Below are 15,733 nucleotides of genomic sequence, written 5' to 3' on the forward strand. Positions count from 1 at the left end.
ATGGGTTTAAATCTTAAGAACTGTCCTCGTTGTGGTAAATTGTTTGCCAAAAAGGGTGATAGTGACTTATGTCCGATTTGTGCTGATGGAGAAGAAGAGGATTTCAAGAAGGTTAAAGAATTTTTATGGGACAACCCCAATGCTACTATAGAAGTGGTTCATGAAAAGACTGGTGTTAGCAGAGAGAGGATCATACATTTTATTCGCGAAGATCGGTTGATTGCTGAGGGATTGGATCTAGAATTATTGATAGAATGTGAACGATGTGGTGAACTTATTTCCCATGGGCGTTTCTGTGAAAAGTGCCAGCAAGAGTTGGTATCAGGATTTAGGACTGGTAAAAAGACAAAGAGGAAGAAGGAGCCGGATCAAAATGATACTGAAAATACACGGATGTATTTATTTGACCGGATAAATAGAAAGAATAGATAATGTATTTATTTTTAATGAAGGGCAGAACAGCTATTAATAGCTGTTCTTTTTTTATTTAGGCAGGAAATTATGTGAGTTGCCGGATTGTGGATAACTTTGAAGGCCGACAGATATATGTGTTTCCCTTGTCGTAAGCTGCGGCGTCCTACCTCCGCTTACTGTCGAGAAATTCTCCTTCGGCGTCCTGCCTACGGATAATTTCTAGAGTCGTACAACAAATATATCTGTCTGGTTAATAGTTTATTGATTAAATATGTGTAATAAATAGTATAAGTTAAGAAAGCTGGAATTTTTGATTAATCCGGATGGCCGCAAGCCATTTCGTCCTTAAGAAAGTATCAATTTTCATGACAATAGGTCTGGAAATTCTTTTATGTGTATTATGGAGTATAATAGATAAAAAGAGAGTTATAGTGATTTAGTTAGTGATAGTTGCTTTTAATGCTATTTAAGATATTGCTTGATTTTACGATAAAGTAAATAAGATGAGAAGAATAGAACAAATAAGGCAGATAAGATTAATAATGTGAAGAGAGATTGAGGTGATTTGATGCGTGTCTATCAGGCAAATAATCAGAAGGTCAGGTATCTGGATAATAATAGGCAGAACAAGTTCAAGGCCCAGGGGGCAGGTAAGGGTTCTGATAAGGTGCTTATCTCTAAAAAGGCTTTAAATATAAAAGACCTCCAGCAGGACCTGGCTAAAATACCTGAAATCAGGGAAGAAAAGGTTCAGGCCCTGAAAGAACAGATCCAGTCCGGGACATATCAGGTATCAGCCCGGTCTATTGCCCAGCGACTACTAAATAATGATCTGGAGTGAGAATTTTGCCCTTAAGTGAATTCAAAGAGATATTTAAAAAAGAATATGAGCAGTATTGTATCTTACTTGATAAGGCTCAGAGCAAGCAGCAGGCAATTATGGAAAACGACATAGATGAACTAGCAGAGATTGTTAGTTATGAACAGGAGATTATAGAACTGATTGAAGAACTAGAGTCGAAGAGACATTCCTTTTTAAATGATTTTGCTGCAGAGAAAAAAGCAGCTGATACAGAGTTTTCTTTTGCTGAACTAATGGCTTTTATGCCAGAAGAGAGAGAGGGGATGCAGGAGTTAAAGGCTGATTTCCTGACTGTTCTTGATCAACTACAGCAGATAAATGAAGAAAATAAACAGTTGATTGAGGATTCACTTAAAATTTCAGAGTATTCACTAGAGCTTATTAGACAGGCTGTGGGCAAAGAGAATGTATACAGTAAAAAGGATAAATCAGATTCATTGAGGCAGACAAATCACATAATTAATAAAAAAATATAATTTAAATAGATAATTAGACAAGACGCTTAGATAATAAACTTAAAGGGAGGTATTTAGTTTTATGTCTGTTAATCCATATCAAAAGTACAAAAATGCCCAGTATGAAACAGCCAGTCCAGAACAGTTATTACTCATGTTATATAATGGTGCCATCAAATTTGCCGGTCAGGCCCGGACAGCATTGGAAGAAAAGAATATTGAAGTGGCCAATAATAAATTAAAAAAGACCCAGGATGTTATTAATGAACTGATGGTCTCTTTAGACTTGGACCAGGGTGGGGAGATAGCCAGTAACCTATATAGCCTATATGAATATATGAACCGGCGTTTAATTCAGGCTAATATCAGGAAAGACCCTAAAATTGTTGATGAGGTAGTGGGGCTTTTAAGTGAGATTAAGGAGTCCTGGGAAGAAGTAATTACTAAGATGAGACAGGGGACTATTCAATCAGCTGGGGGCTTAAACATTGAAGGATAAAAGACGATATACTAAACTATCCCTATTGCTTGATAAAAAGTTGGGACTATTTGAGGAATTAATAAAACTATCCAGGAAACAAACAGGAGTTATTGAGGATGAAAACTGGGATGGGCTGCAGTCTCTACTTGATAAGAAAGAAGTACTAATGCAGAATGCAGATAAACTGGAAGAAAAGCTGAAACCTATTACTGAAAAAATTATTAACAATTACGATTTAAATAGAGACAACTGGGTAGAAGGTATTCAGGGGATCACGGAAATACCAGAAAATATTAAAAGCGATATAAAAAAATTGGATGTGATGATCAGGGAGTTAAAAGAACTACATGAGCAAAGCGTAAAAGATATCGAAGGGAAGAGAGAGGAACTAAACGAGGTCATGATCAAACTCCAGAATGGACGAAGAGCTAATAATGGGTACAATAATACCCAGAGAATATACTCAACTTTTATTGATCAAAAGAGTTGATTGTTATCAATATGATTTTTAAAATAAAAACTAAACTCTGAGAGGAGGGTATAAAGTGAAAGTTGAAGGTTTAGATATGCCCCAACAGCAGCTGGGGGTACAGCACAAGCAGACTGAAGAGACAAGCAGTATTATTCTTAAGGAGCATCAAAAGAAAGAAAATGAAGGTGATTTCTTTAATGCTGAATTAGAAGAAGGTGTTGAGGAACTCAATAATACTGTAGAGGCCTTACATCAGGATTTGAAATTTGAGCTGCATGAAAGTTCAGGAAGAATGATGGTCGAGGTTATTAATCTGGATAATAAAGAGGTAATCAAGGAAATTCCACCCCGGGAAGTACTTGATATGCTCGGCCGTATCAGGGAGATGGTCGGCCTGCTATTAGATGAGAAAATATAATTTGAAATTTTTTACCTAGAAGGGGAGTCATCTATGACAGCTGATTCGAAGAAAATATGGGAGATATTAAAAAGAGAATATCAGTTATACCAGTCTATCTATCAGCTGGTTCAACAGAAACAGGATATTATTATAGCAGAGGATTTAGAAGGGCTGGAAGGGCTTGTAAAAAAAGAAGAAAAACTCCTGGTTGAAGTCCAGGGACTGGAGGAAGCAAGATTAGAGCTGCTAGATGCTAATCTGGACAGTAGATTGCCCCAGTTGGGAGAAGCAGACAAACAAAAATTAGATGACTTAAAAAAGCAACTACTATCTTTAACACTTAAACTAAAAGAACAGAATCTATTAAATACCCAACTCATAGAAGATTCACTTACTTTAGTAAATATTAAATTAAATCTGGTTAAGAACAATGCTAATACAAAGACCTATAGTAAAAAGGGATTAGTCAAGAAATCCGGGAGTACTTTTGTTAATAGAAGGGCATAGTTTATAGAAGGAGGTTAGGCAAATGTCGTCAACATTTGGTGGAGTAGAATTAGGTAAAAGGGCACTACAGACCCAGCAGAAATCAATGAGTGTAGCTGGGCATAATATTGCCAATGCCGCTAATGAAAATTATTCACGGCAGCGGGCGATTCAAAGCACAACTATTCCTTATACCTCCCCATCATTATATAGTAGTACAGGGGCAGGACAGGTAGGTACTGGTGTCTATGTTAAGGAAATATCGAGGATGAGGGATCAATTTATTGATAACCGTATTTGGTATGAAAACCAGGGTTTAGGTGCCTGGAATATCAGGAAAGAAAACCTGCAGCAGATAGAGGGTATTTATAATGAATTGGATGAGGGAAGTCTCAAAAGTAGTTTAGACGATTTCTTTCAGTATTTTAGTAATTTGGTTGGAGCTGATCCTGAAAGTAGTGATTCTACCAGGGGAGCGATAATTCAGCAGGCTGTTACTCTGACAACCCAGATGAATCATATTAATGCTTCTTTGATGGAGTTCAGGGAGCATTTAGGTAGTGAAATAGAGAATAAAATTTCGAAGGTCAATAATTTGACTTCAAAGATTGCTGACTTGAATAAACAGATTAAGGCGATTGAGGCAGATACAACTAAAGCTGCCAATGACCTCTGTGATGAAAGAGATGCCTTAATTGATGACCTTTCCAAAATGATTGATATTCAAGTGACGATTGACAGTGAAAACCAGGCCCAGGTCAGTTTAAATGGGATTGGCATTGTCCATGGTGATGATTCCAGGAAAATTATTGCCGAGGCTAATGATGTCAGTAGAACATCTGCTGACGGCAAGAGGACTTATAATGATGGTGAATTTGATAAATACACCTTTACCATTGATGGTAATGAGGCTCATATTGATAGTGGTGAAATATATGGTTTGATGACTGTCCGTGAAGAGATAGCTGACCAGAAGATGAACAAGCTGGACCTTCTGGCTGAAAGTTTAATTGAGGAAGTCAATGCCCTGCATAGGACAGGATATGGTAAAAGTGACCTGGGCATGACAGAGATGGTTTCAGCAGAACAGACAAATACAGCAGATCCCCTTGACGGGAATACTAGTACTATTCAGGTTTTAGTAAATGATGGTACTACTACAACTACTACTGATATAACTATTAATAGTGGTGACAGTCTGGCAGATATAGCCAGCAATATTAATTCAGTTGCTAATGTTACTGCAACTGTTAATGGAGACAGGTTGGAGATTGAGAGTGCAGCTGGTTATACAATAGATATTGTTGACCGGAGTACTGATGATGAAGTTAATGCCATTGAAGAGTTGGGGTTAAGGGGTACTGGGGCAGGGCGTGATTTCTTTTCTGGTAGTGATGCCTCCAGTATAACAGTCAGTGACCAGATCTTAGATCATCCAGAAAATATTGCAGCATCCTCTCTGGCCGCCGATTCTGACGGTAAGAAAGGAAATGACTATGTAGGTAACCAGTCTATTGCCTTAAAGATTGCCCAGTTAGCAACAGAGACCTCTGTTTCAGGCTTAGGTAATGCTACATTTAATGAATTTTGGCAGACCCAGGCCAGTCAGCTGGGTGTTAAGATCAGTGGGGCCAAGGCAATGGAGAATAATCAGAAGGTATTACTCGGTTCCCTGGAAGAGAAGAAACAGGAGGTATCCGGGGTTTCACTGGATGAAGAATTTACGGAAATGATTAAGTTTCAGCACGGCTATAATGCTGCTTCCAAGGTTGTTTCAATTATGGATGAGATGTTGGATACTTTAATTAATGGAATAATATAGTAGAGAAAGGGGGTAATGTATAATGTCGCGTATAACCAATAATATGATTATCAGTGACTTTTTGTCTAATTATAATAAAAGCCAGAATAAACTCAACAAATATATGAATCAATTGTCTACAGGTGATAAATTCAGCAGGATTTCAGAGGAACCTATTGATGCCGTTAAGTCAATGAGACTGGATACAATTCTTAGTTTTAACCAACAATATCAGGACAATGCTGCAGAGGGGATTAGCTGGTTGAAAGTAACTGATGAGGCCTTAAATGAAGTTGGTAAGACCTTGCGTACTCTTCGTACTGATGCTCTTGCAGCTGCTACTGGTACAATGACTCCAGAGTCCCGCCAGAAACTACTGCCGAAGGTTGAGCAGTTAAGAAAAGACCTGGTTGAGATAGCTAATAGTAAATATGCTAATAGTTATATCTTTAATGGTTTCAAGACAAAGGTTAAACCATATCAGGACGCAGCTTCACTGATCCCTGGTGACTATGAGGCTAATGGTGCTGTATCCACCGGGAAATTAGAGCGCGAGGTTGCCGCTGGGACAGTTGTTGGTGTTAATGTAACTGGTCCAGAAATAGGTTTTGCTCAGATGTTTGCTGATATAAATAATTTTAGTGTGGCCCTGGCCAGTGATGACCCAGTTGAAATACAGAACACTATAGATAATATAGATACCCATATTGAGAATGTATTAGTTGCTCGGTCCCAGGTTGGTTCCTGTCAAAACAGGTTAGAGCTGGGTGCTGACAGGTTATCTGCCCAGGAGGTAACCTATACCGATATACTTTCTAAGACAGCTGATACTGATGTAGCAGAAACTATTATGAAATATATGAATGAAGAGAATGTCTTTAGACTCGCCCTGCAAACTGGCTCCAGAATATTCCAGCCTACTCTGATGGATTTTCTGAGATAAAAAAGATTTCTGATAAGATAGATTGATAGGTGGTAAGCTATGAATATACCCCAACTTAAGATAAATTTTACTAGGGCCCAGATTGGTATGAAGTGGATAAGGGGTTCGATGGAGATCGAACAAAATATACCTCAGCTTGATATAGACTATGGTAACAGCCGTCCCTATCAGGTGGTAGGTGATATGGAGATCTCTAATCCTCCGGCAGAAATGGAGATTGATTATACCAAACCATTAGAAGACCTGGGGTATAGAAAACTCTATTCCCTGATAAATTTTATGAGCAATAAAGCTAAGGAAAAAGCCTTGGAGGGTATCAAGGAAGATTCCCGGGATGGGGATTACCTGGGGAAACTTGAACTCGGTGGAAACAGGATTGCCCAGTTAGCCAGGAGTAAGCTCTTAGAGGAAAAACAGGAAGTTAATGTAGAACTTTTGCCCAAACATCCGCCGGATATTAAGGTTAAGACCTACCCGGTAAAAGTAACGGTAGATCCAGCAGATATTGATGTGGAAAGTAATTTTGCTTTCCCTAAAGCTAAAATCCGGCCTGACCGGGTGAAGATATATCTGGCCCAAAAAGCGAAATTGGATATTGAGCTTGTTGAACATCAGGTAAATATAAAGGTTTAATCTTCCGGGAGATGAGTATATGCTAGTGGAAACCAGTAATTTTGGTAAGATTGAGATTAAAAAGGAAAAGATGATAGATTTTATTGAACCCATTTTAGGTTTTGAGAAGTATAAAAGATTCACTATAATTGATAATCTGGAAGACGATATATTTTACTGGCTGCAGTCTCTTGATAGACCAGACCTGTCCTTTATTATGATTAATCCCCTGGCCTTTGTTGATAAATACAATCTTAGTATCCCTCTTAAGTTTCAGCAGAGACTCAAGTTGGAGGAAGACTCTGAGGTGGTTTTCTATACTATTGTGGTTATTGACCAGACTACAGGGGATATACGGACAAACCTGAAGGCCCCGGTTATCATTAATACAGACAATAATAAAGCAGTTCAGCTTGTGCTGGATGAGGAATATCCGACGCGTTTTTATCTCTTTAAAGCAGATCCAGTAGTAGAAGGAACAGGGTAGCAGCCAGGGGGTAGTCATGTTAATATTAAGCAGGAAAAAAGATGAAAGTATCATTATAGATGATAAGATCAAGATTAAGGTAATAGATATTGACGGTAACCGTATCCAACTGGGGATATCGGCCCCTGAATCGATTACTATCCACCGGGAAGAGGTCTATCTGGAAATACAGGAAGAGAATAGAATGGCAGCCTTAGAGAAGGTCAACCTCTCAGAACTGGCAGCCAACTTAAAAAAAGGGGCATCTCAAAAGAAAAATAAAAAGGGTGAATAGTGGAACTGGCTGGTAGATTATCTTAATAAATAGGCCCTTTAGTCTATTAAGATTTATCAGCTATTTACGATAAGTATAATGCAGGGAGGCAAGGAGGCTTTCCTGACAAAATACATCAAGGAGGATGATTGGTATGATTATCAATCACAATATTAGTTCCATGAACGCTTTGAGGAATCTTAGCGTAAACTCAAACGAGATGTCCAAGACAATGGAGAAGTTATCATCAGGTTACCGCATTAACCGGGCTGCTGATGATGCTGCTGGGCTGGCTATCTCTGAGAAAATGCGGGCACAGATTAGTGGTCTAAAGCAGGCACAGCGTAATGCCCAGGATGGTATCTCCCTAATGCAGACTGCTGAAGGATCTATGGCTGAGGTGCACACTATGTTAAGGAGGATGCGTGACCTGGCTATCCAGGCTGCTAACGGTACCAATAGTGATTCTGAAAAAGCCAAACTCCAGTCTGAGGTAGATCAGTTAGTATCTGAAATTAGTGGTATTGCTGACAGAACAGAATTTAACGCTATGAAATTATTGAATGGTAGTATTGCTAATGTTTCCTTCCAGATCGGTGCTAATGCTAACCAGACTATTGAGGTAGGTTTGACAGACATGAGGATTACTGGTGGAGCAGATGCGACTATTACTGCTCTTGACTCATTAAGTATTTCAAATGCTGCTGATGCTCAGACTGCTATTGGTACTTTAGATGCGGCCATCAGTACTATTTCAGCCACACGTTCTGACTTTGGTGCTGTGCAAAACAGGTTGGAACACACTATTAAGAATCTGGCTACTACTGAAGAAAATCTGCAGGCCTCTGAATCACGTATTCGTGATGCAGATATGGCTGCCCAGATGTCTGCTTTAACTAAAAATCAGATTCTGCAGCAGGCCGGTACTGCTATGTTGTCCCAGGCTAACATGAAATCTCAGACTGTTTTATCACTTCTGGGATAGTTAAAAACTTTATTTAAGGTAGAAGATACCAACCGGTATGAACTGCCGGTTGGTATTTCCAAATATTAACAATACATAAATTTAAGCTAAGATTATTTAATTCAAGGGGGTTTTAAATATGGGACTAAGTATAGGTGGGTTTAATGGTATTGATACCGACGAACTCCTGACAAAATTGATGTATATTGAAAAGGCGCCTTTAAGGCGTTTAGAAGAAGACAAAAAAGAAGTTCAGGCCCAGATAAGCGCCTGGCAGCAGCTTAATAGTGCTCTAGATACTTTCAAGAGTAAGGCTGGAGATTTAAGTGATATCTTTGATAAGATGGCTCCGACAGTTGATGATGAAGAGGTTCTTACCGCCACTGCTAATAGTTTTGCTAGTTCAGGAAATTATGAGATTGAGGTAAAACAGCTATTTCAGGCCCACACTGTAGCTTCAAGTGCAGAGGTGGAAGCAGACACAATCAGTGGCAGTTTTGATATAGAGATTAATGATTATTCGATAACAATAGATGTGTCAGAGGCTTCTTTGCAAGATATTGCCGATAAGATCAATAATACTATCATTGACCATGATGGTGATTCTAACACAGATAAGATTCAGCTGGCCCAGGCCTCTGTTGTTGATAATAAATTAGTTGTACAGGCTGCGGGAGATGTCATTAATGAAGGTACAAATATAACTAATGAGGTATCATTCACTAATGAAACTAATAATATCTTATCTACTTTGCACCTGGACACAATGGATACAGTTCAAAACCATCAGATGGCTCAGTTTAAAGTTAACGGACTTTTAGTAGAGCGGGGCAGTAATGAAGATATTGATGATGTCATAAAAGGTGTGACACTTAATTTAGAAGGTAAATTAAGTGAAGCAGGTGAAACGACAACTCTGCGGGTAGGAACTGATAAAGAGGCCATGAAGGAAAAAATTAAAGCCTTTGTAGATCAGTATAATAGCCTATTGAAAACCATTAATAAATACGGCCACCCTGACGAGGCAGAGATTGAGAAGGGTGAGGGGGATGCGGTTTTAAGTGGTGAATCAGCTTTAAGTACTGTGGAATCAATGATGTATTCCAGTGTAATGAATCCTAATGGCTCGCTCAGTTCTGCTGACTGGTTGAGTAATACACCATTATCCTGGGATGCTGGTACTACAAATAATCTTGTGATAGATGGTACTACCGTTTCTCTCGATGGTGCTTCTACCCTGGAAGAGATTGCTGAACAGATCAATACAGAACTCGGTAAAGATATGGCCAGTATTAAAGATAATAGACTGGTTTTAACAAGCGAGGGGAGTCTTGCTGTAGACCTGACCGGGAGTGATGGTGTTGTTTTAACTGACCTGCAGATTCCCGAGACCTTTAAAACTAATGTAGTATCACTAATGGGTATTACTGTAGATAGATATGGTGAAATGTCTATCGATGAAGATAAACTGGATCAGGCCCTGTCAAAAAACATGTCTGATGTTAAACAGATGTTTACCGGTGTTAATGGTATTGTTGACCGGGTAGAAACTAATGTAGACAATGCCATTAAATCATACAGTTATTCCAGTGGTGGTGGTTATGTTTCCGGTAGAATAAGTACTTTACAGAAGGAAATTAAATATATAGATGAAGATATTGAAAACATGGAGAGGCGCCTTGATATGAAAGAAATAACTTTAAAGGCTAAGTTTACCCGGATGGACCAGTTAATGACTCAACTGAAGAATCAGGGTTCCTGGTTTACTTCGAATAGTTCTTCCTGAGCTAGGAAACAGGTATAATGGTGGGTAAATTGATTGTCGGCAAATTATATGTCGTAAAAGGATTAAAAAGATAAAAAAAGGAGCATTTAGATAAAAATAGCCCTAATTGCCCAGTTATCATTAGATAATTAGACCTATTTGCTTCATATAGTCTTATTAGGGCTTTGGTATCAATTAATAATTTAGGTCTATCGTCCGATATATATTTATGAAAGAAGCAGGGACTGTTTCTTTACAAAATTATATCAGGGAGGATGATGTGACTATGATTATTAATCATAACATCAGTTCAATGAATGCTTTGAGGAATCTTAACGTAAACTCAAACGACATGTCCAAGACAATGGAGAAGTTATCATCAGGTTATCGGATTAACCGTGCTGCTGATGATGCTGCCGGACTGGCTATCTCCGAAAAAATGCGTGCCCAGATTAGTGGTCTGAAGCAGGCCCAAAGAAATGCCCAGGATGGTGTTTCTATGATTCAGACTGCTGAAGGTGCTTTAGGTGAAGTGCACAACATGTTAAGGAGAATGAGGGATCTAGCTTTACAGTCAGCAAACGGTACCATTAAGGCTGAAGACCGCCAGAAGGTTCAGGCTGAGGTTACCCAGTTAATTGGTGAAATCAGTGGTATTGCTGATAGGACAGAATTTAATGGTATGAAACTAATTAATGCTTCTGCCGTTGCCGCTGGTAACGTTTCTTTCCAGATTGGTGCTAATGCAGATCAGGTTATTGAAATTGGTTTGAAAGATATGGGTGCTAGTAATTTAGGTGTTGACGGGGTTAGTGTATCAACTGCCGCTGATGCCCAGACTGCTCTTGGTTCATTAGATGCAGCTATCAGTGCTGTTTCAGCATTCCGTTCTGACCTTGGTGCCGTCCAGAATAGGTTGGAACATACCATGAAAAACCTGGCTACTACTGCAGAAAACCTACAGGCCTCTGAGTCCCGTATCCGTGATGCAGACATGGCTGCCGAGATGTCTAATTTGACCAAAAATCAGATCTTACAGCAGGCTGGTACTTCTATGTTAGCACAGGCTAACATGAAATCTCAATCGGTCATGAGTCTTTTTGGTTAATTAATAATTAATATTTATATCACTAAGCTGACTGACATTATGTCAGTTGGCTTTTTTATTTTCTATAGAGAAGTGGAGTGACCTTATGCTGTATAAAAAAAACCTGGCTATTCTAAAGAAAAGATATCCTGCTTATCAGGAAATCTTAGAGAATGGAACTTTGGACGATGGGAATATTACAATAGTTGAAACAAAAAATGGCAGCAAGACTGCCCTCTATCAAGCTGAAGGTGATGAATATCTGCTGCACAGCAAATATAACCCTGAGAAGGAAGCAGAGAGACTGGTAGCACAGCTTATAACAGATGGTGTAACTGCAGTAGTAGTGCTTGGCTTTGCTATGGGATATCACCTTAAAGAGCTCTATAATAAAGTGAAAGATAAAGGGGTAAAGATATTTGTTGTTGAAAATAATCCTGCTTTATTTCGAGAGGCAATCAGGTATAATGATTTTACAGATTTATTTGACTATCAGGATTTTTATTTATATTTAAGAGATGACTATGATAGTTCAGGACTAATTAATTTTATAGAAGGTCATATTGATATTGTTTTTGAGGAATTAACTTTATTTAAACTCTCTACAGCAAAAAGGTATTTTGGTCAAACACTAGCTTTAATTGAAAAAGATTTAGAATTTATTATCATGAAAGTGAAAGCCAATAAGTCTACGAGTAAGAAACGAGGTAGGGTTTGGGAAGAGAACCTATTAAATAATCTATATTTGATGTTAAAGAAACCAGGTGTTAGAGAATTACACGGCTTATATAGTGGTAAGCCGGCAATTGTGGTGGCAGCTGGTCCTTCTCTGGATAAAAATATGCATTTATTAAAAGATGTCAAGGACAGGGCAATAATTATTGCGGTTGATGCAGTCGTAAAGGTACTCCTTAAAAATGATATTGTTCCAGATATAGTAACTGTTATTGATGGGTTTAAATCTACCTTAAAGTATTTTGACGGTTTAGATTATGGCAGGCTTGATCAAACTATCTTGTTAACAATTCCTCAGTTTTATAATCATATATTAAAGAGTTGGCCGGGGCCTCTTGTTTTTAGCCCAGGTTATGGGGTTAGTGAAGGTATAATTCATTGGATAGAAAAACAGCGGGGTTTTCTGGGTCGGCTGGCTACAGGGGGCTCAGTAGCACATCTGGCCTTTGTTCTTGCTTATCTACTGAAGGCAGACCCAATTGTTTTTGTAGGGCAGGATCTGGCCTTTACTGGGGATATTACCCATGTTAAGGGCAGTGATTATTCTTTGAATTTAGAGGATGAGAGAAAAAATAGTAATAAAGAGTATTTAAAGATTAAAGATATATATGGTGATGAGGTTTGGACCAGGAGTGATTTTCATTTTTATTTGCAGTGGTTTAATAGACTTATTCTGGGAATAAAAAATAGAGGTTGTCAGACTGAGTTTGTCGATGCTACTGAAGGTGGTGCGCGTATTGAAGGTACTAAGGTAATGACCTTAAAAGAGGTTCTTAATAATTACTGTCAGGAAAAAAATGATAAAAAGGAAGAAATATTGATTCGATTAGCAAGATATAAGGCAGAATGGAATCCTAAAATAAAGGAACAGTTTAAATTAATTATTAAAAATTTAAAAGTAATTATGGAATGGGCAGAACAAGGTTTATTATTTGTAGATAAATTGCTGGACTGTGCAAATGAAAAAGATTATCAGAAAATAGTAGAGAAACTAAAACATATTAATTATAATATAGATATTTTAAAGAATCATGTGATGTTTTTTGAATCAGAGATGTACGAGATTTATACTGAAATTAATGTTGACTTCAGGACTGATTTGGAGAAATATACTAAATTAGTTGAATTTTATAATTTACTAATCAAGGGTTCTAGTAAAGCACTAAAAATTTTAGGGCAACATTATCAAAAAATTACATTAAAGGAGGGAGTTTAAGTGGAGGTTATAGTACATGGTATAGATATAGAACTACCGGGTGAGAAGGTATCTATAGGTGTAGGTGAGATATTTGATAAGATACAGGCTCAGGGTTCAGTAGTCTATCAAGTTATTGCTGATGGTCAGGACATTACTAATTATACTGAAGAGGAGTTTGAGGATTTAGGTGTGATAGAACATCTTGAGATTGTAGCCAGAGGTGTTAAAGAATTAACCCTGGAGACTATTAAAGAGGCAGAAAATTTTGTTCCTGAGTTTATAGAAAGGATAGAGAAATTTATTGTTAGAATTAATGATGGTACAGAAACTGCTAGATTTATTATGATAGAGCAGTTATTAGAGACCCTGGACTGGTTAAATACCCTGCTGGAAAACATTAGAAGTATTGTCGATGAAAAAGAGACAGTTGATTTAGAGCAAAATGAATTTTTTACTAAGTGGAAGGGTACTATGGTCAGTTTATCAGAAGGGATAGAAAAAAAAGACCTTGTTTTAATTAGTGATGTCCTGGAATATGAATTAATTCCGGTATTAGAAGAATATCAGCAATATGTCAGGGTGACCAACGAAAAAATCATCTAATTCTTAAGTCCTTTCTGGGCAGGATTTATTACATTTTTGGAGAATAATTATAAGGAAAGACGATTTAACGACAAGAACATAGATTACAGACTGGGGAGTAAAAGGGGTTGTCTTTAATGATAGATGGTATGACCGTTTTAGTTACTGGTGGAACAGGTTCTTTCGGTAAGAAATTTACTAAAATGATATTAGATAAATATAATGTTGAAAAATTAATTATTTTAAGCAGGGATGAATTAAAGCAATCTCAGATGAAGGCCGAGTTTAATGATCCCCGTTTACGTTTTTTTATAGGGGATGTCAGGGATAAAGAGAGGTTATACCGGGCTTTTGATGGGGTAGATATAGTTGTTCATGCTGCTGCCCTGAAACGGGTGCCGGAGTGTGAATATAACCCTTTTGAGGCCATTAAAACTAATGTCCTTGGTGCTCAGAATATTATAGATGCCGCCATTGATAAAGAGGTAAAAAGGGTTGTTGCTCTTAGTACAGATAAAGCTGCTAATCCAGTAAATTTATATGGTGCTACTAAATTATGTTCAGATAAATTATTTATTGCCGGTAATTCCTATGCTGGTAGTCAGGATACCAGGTTTGCTGTTGTTCGTTATGGTAATGTTATGGGCAGTAGAGGTAGTGTTATTCCTTTTTTCAGGGAAGAACGAAAAAAGGGAGTCCTTCCCATTACTGATTTGCGAATGACAAGATTCTGGATAACTTTAGAAAAGGGAGTTAAGATGGTTTTGAAGGCTTTAGAGAAGATGGAGGGTGGGGAGATATTTGTTCCCAAGATCCCCAGTATGAAGATTACTGACCTGGCAAATGTGATTGCTCCAGAATGTGAACAAAAAGTTGTCGGAATACGCCCTGGAGAAAAACTCCATGAAGTTTTAATAAGTAGAACCGATGCCCGACATACACTGGAATTTGCTGATTATTACATAATCAAACCTGAATTTACATGGTGGGGTTCCAAAAACCATCAAGATGGGAAACCTCTGGCAGATGGATTTGAATATACCAGTGATAAAAACCAGGAATGGCTTTCTATTGAAGAAATGCAGGAAAAGATAAAAGGGTTATAATCCTTTATAGCTTAAAATGTCTGATGAAGATGTAAAATATATCATTTATACTTGAATATGAAATTAAACCTGTACTTAATGAATATCATGATTTAGTAGAAATGTTACTTAATAGGTGATAATAAATGGTTGATTTATATCAAGAGAATGTAAAATATTTAGATTTTGAACAGTTTAGATGCCTACAGTGTTAATATTACTAGAAAGATTAATTTAATAAAAACTAAAACAGGATTAGAGACAGTTAAGGTTACAATTGAAGAGGATAAAGAAGTTTTTCTTCATAGTGCCTATAATCCTGAAAGCGAGGCAATCAGCAGGCCCTTCCCTTAATAAAAATGTGGACTACTTAACAAGGCTTGATAACAGGGGAGTAATAATTGTAGTTGACACTTCTCTGCCTTTATTGCTGGACAGGGATATCAAACCTGATTTTATTGTAACAACCGAACCAATAAATACTATTTATGAAAAAGTATTTAAAAATTACCCTGAGCTGGATTTGCCTTTATTATACATCCCGGCCACTTCCAACAAATTATACCGGCAGTCAATATACCAAATTTGCTGTTTGTCCATTATGGTAATGTTATGGGAAATAGAGGTTAAATATTAATGAAATAGGAAAAT

At 37.6% G+C, this 15,733-nt stretch carries 19 protein-coding genes; all 19 read left to right on the plus strand.

The features are described from left to right. The 19 genes from GM661_RS02490 to GM661_RS02580 all read left to right on the plus strand — a co-directional run bounded on the left by GM661_RS02490 (position 1) and on the right by GM661_RS02580 (position 15,719). Positions 1-432, plus strand: a complete 432-nt coding sequence (locus tag GM661_RS02490) for a TIGR03826 family flagellar region protein (RefSeq protein WP_125987869.1) — start codon at positions 1-3, stop codon at positions 430-432. Between the two features lie 550 nt (positions 433-982). Continuing rightward, positions 983-1,255, plus strand: coding sequence for a flagellar biosynthesis anti-sigma factor FlgM (gene flgM, locus GM661_RS02495; protein ID WP_164522117.1), 273 nt, complete (start codon positions 983-985; stop codon positions 1,253-1,255). Positions 1,256-1,260: 5 nt separating this feature from the next. After that, positions 1,261-1,752, plus strand: coding sequence for a flagellar protein FlgN (locus tag GM661_RS02500; RefSeq protein ID WP_230868594.1), 492 nt, complete (start codon positions 1,261-1,263; stop codon positions 1,750-1,752). Between the two features lie 61 nt (positions 1,753-1,813). Continuing rightward, positions 1,814-2,230: a flagellar export chaperone FliS gene (fliS, locus tag GM661_RS02505; RefSeq protein ID WP_230868595.1), complete on the plus strand. Its 417-nt coding sequence runs from the start codon at positions 1,814-1,816 to the stop codon at positions 2,228-2,230. Then, positions 2,220-2,702 carry a flagellar export chaperone FlgN gene (gene flgN / locus GM661_RS02510; RefSeq protein ID WP_230868596.1) on the plus strand — a complete coding sequence of 161 codons (483 nt, stop codon included), beginning with the start codon at positions 2,220-2,222 and terminating at the stop codon, positions 2,700-2,702. Before fliS ends, flgN begins: the two co-directional genes overlap by 11 nt. Before the next feature lie 55 nt (positions 2,703-2,757). After that, the gene (locus GM661_RS02515) at positions 2,758-3,102 is read left to right on the plus strand and encodes a flagellar protein FlaG (RefSeq protein ID WP_230868597.1); all 345 of its coding nucleotides are present in this window, start codon (positions 2,758-2,760) and stop codon (positions 3,100-3,102) included. 33 nt (positions 3,103-3,135) lie between these two features. Next, the gene (locus GM661_RS02520) at positions 3,136-3,591 is read left to right on the plus strand and encodes a flagellar protein FlgN (protein WP_230868598.1); all 456 of its coding nucleotides are present in this window, start codon (positions 3,136-3,138) and stop codon (positions 3,589-3,591) included. A 22-nt stretch (positions 3,592-3,613) separates the two neighbouring features. Next, positions 3,614-5,392, plus strand: coding sequence for a flagellar hook-associated protein FlgK (gene flgK, locus GM661_RS02525; RefSeq protein ID WP_230868599.1), 1,779 nt, complete (start codon positions 3,614-3,616; stop codon positions 5,390-5,392). Positions 5,393-5,414: 22 nt separating this feature from the next. Continuing rightward, positions 5,415-6,314, plus strand: a complete 900-nt coding sequence (gene flgL / locus GM661_RS02530; RefSeq protein WP_230868600.1) for a flagellar hook-associated protein FlgL — start codon at positions 5,415-5,417, stop codon at positions 6,312-6,314. A gap of 39 nt (positions 6,315-6,353) precedes the next feature. Beyond that, positions 6,354-6,947, plus strand: coding sequence for a DUF6470 family protein (locus tag GM661_RS02535; RefSeq protein ID WP_230868601.1), 594 nt, complete (start codon positions 6,354-6,356; stop codon positions 6,945-6,947). Between the two features lie 19 nt (positions 6,948-6,966). Beyond that, positions 6,967-7,413 (plus strand): flagellar assembly protein FliW, encoded by a 447-nt coding sequence (fliW, locus tag GM661_RS02540; RefSeq protein WP_230868602.1) that lies wholly within the window; start codon positions 6,967-6,969, stop codon positions 7,411-7,413. Positions 7,414-7,429: 16 nt separating this feature from the next. Further along, the gene (csrA, locus tag GM661_RS02545; protein WP_230868603.1) at positions 7,430-7,687 is read left to right on the plus strand and encodes a carbon storage regulator CsrA; all 258 of its coding nucleotides are present in this window, start codon (positions 7,430-7,432) and stop codon (positions 7,685-7,687) included. Positions 7,688-7,820: 133 nt separating this feature from the next. After that, positions 7,821-8,651 carry a flagellin N-terminal helical domain-containing protein gene (locus tag GM661_RS02550; protein WP_230868604.1) on the plus strand — a complete coding sequence of 277 codons (831 nt, stop codon included), beginning with the start codon at positions 7,821-7,823 and terminating at the stop codon, positions 8,649-8,651. 118 nt (positions 8,652-8,769) lie between these two features. After that, the gene (gene fliD / locus GM661_RS02555; RefSeq protein WP_230868605.1) at positions 8,770-10,416 is read left to right on the plus strand and encodes a flagellar filament capping protein FliD; all 1,647 of its coding nucleotides are present in this window, start codon (positions 8,770-8,772) and stop codon (positions 10,414-10,416) included. Positions 10,417-10,681: 265 nt separating this feature from the next. After that, complete coding sequence (locus GM661_RS02560) at positions 10,682-11,503, plus strand: flagellin N-terminal helical domain-containing protein (RefSeq protein WP_230868606.1); 822 nt, start codon at positions 10,682-10,684, stop codon at positions 11,501-11,503. A gap of 85 nt (positions 11,504-11,588) precedes the next feature. Beyond that, positions 11,589-13,433 (plus strand): motility associated factor glycosyltransferase family protein, encoded by a 1,845-nt coding sequence (locus tag GM661_RS02565; protein ID WP_230868607.1) that lies wholly within the window; start codon positions 11,589-11,591, stop codon positions 13,431-13,433. After that, a complete protein-coding gene (locus GM661_RS02570) occupies positions 13,434-14,018 on the plus strand; it encodes a hypothetical protein (RefSeq protein ID WP_230868608.1) in 585 nt (194 codons plus the stop codon). Positions 14,019-14,134: 116 nt separating this feature from the next. After that, positions 14,135-15,103, plus strand: coding sequence for a UDP-N-acetylglucosamine 4,6-dehydratase (inverting) (gene pseB / locus GM661_RS02575; protein WP_230869751.1), 969 nt, complete (start codon positions 14,135-14,137; stop codon positions 15,101-15,103). Positions 15,104-15,359: 256 nt separating this feature from the next. Then, positions 15,360-15,719 (plus strand): 6-hydroxymethylpterin diphosphokinase MptE-like protein, encoded by a 360-nt coding sequence (locus tag GM661_RS02580; protein ID WP_230868609.1) that lies wholly within the window; start codon positions 15,360-15,362, stop codon positions 15,717-15,719. The last annotated feature ends 14 nt before the right edge of the window (positions 15,720-15,733 follow it).

This window comes from Iocasia fonsfrigidae (genome assembly GCF_017751145.1).
Classification (GTDB): Bacteria; Bacillota; Halanaerobiia; order Halanaerobiales; family DTU029; genus Iocasia; species Iocasia fonsfrigidae.

Bases quoted from the DNA above. Each gene is read 5' to 3' on its own strand.
- GM661_RS02490 (WP_125987869.1), top strand. From the start codon at position 1: ATGGGTTTAAATCTTAAGAACTGTCCTCGTTGTGGTAAATTGTTTGCC.
- flgM (WP_164522117.1), top strand. From the start codon at position 983: ATGCGTGTCTATCAGGCAAATAATCAGAAGGTCAGGTATCTGGATAAT.
- fliS (WP_230868595.1), top strand. From the start codon at position 1,814: ATGTCTGTTAATCCATATCAAAAGTACAAAAATGCCCAGTATGAAACA.
- GM661_RS02520 (WP_230868598.1), top strand. From the start codon at position 3,136: ATGACAGCTGATTCGAAGAAAATATGGGAGATATTAAAAAGAGAATAT.
- flgK (WP_230868599.1), top strand. From the start codon at position 3,614: ATGTCGTCAACATTTGGTGGAGTAGAATTAGGTAAAAGGGCACTACAG.
- flgL (WP_230868600.1), top strand. From the start codon at position 5,415: ATGTCGCGTATAACCAATAATATGATTATCAGTGACTTTTTGTCTAAT.
- GM661_RS02535 (WP_230868601.1), top strand. From the start codon at position 6,354: ATGAATATACCCCAACTTAAGATAAATTTTACTAGGGCCCAGATTGGT.
- fliW (WP_230868602.1), top strand. From the start codon at position 6,967: ATGCTAGTGGAAACCAGTAATTTTGGTAAGATTGAGATTAAAAAGGAA.
- csrA (WP_230868603.1), top strand. From the start codon at position 7,430: ATGTTAATATTAAGCAGGAAAAAAGATGAAAGTATCATTATAGATGAT.
- GM661_RS02550 (WP_230868604.1), top strand. From the start codon at position 7,821: ATGATTATCAATCACAATATTAGTTCCATGAACGCTTTGAGGAATCTT.
- fliD (WP_230868605.1), top strand. From the start codon at position 8,770: ATGGGACTAAGTATAGGTGGGTTTAATGGTATTGATACCGACGAACTC.
- GM661_RS02560 (WP_230868606.1), top strand. From the start codon at position 10,682: ATGATTATTAATCATAACATCAGTTCAATGAATGCTTTGAGGAATCTT.
- GM661_RS02565 (WP_230868607.1), top strand. From the start codon at position 11,589: ATGCTGTATAAAAAAAACCTGGCTATTCTAAAGAAAAGATATCCTGCT.
- pseB (WP_230869751.1), top strand. From the start codon at position 14,135: ATGATAGATGGTATGACCGTTTTAGTTACTGGTGGAACAGGTTCTTTC.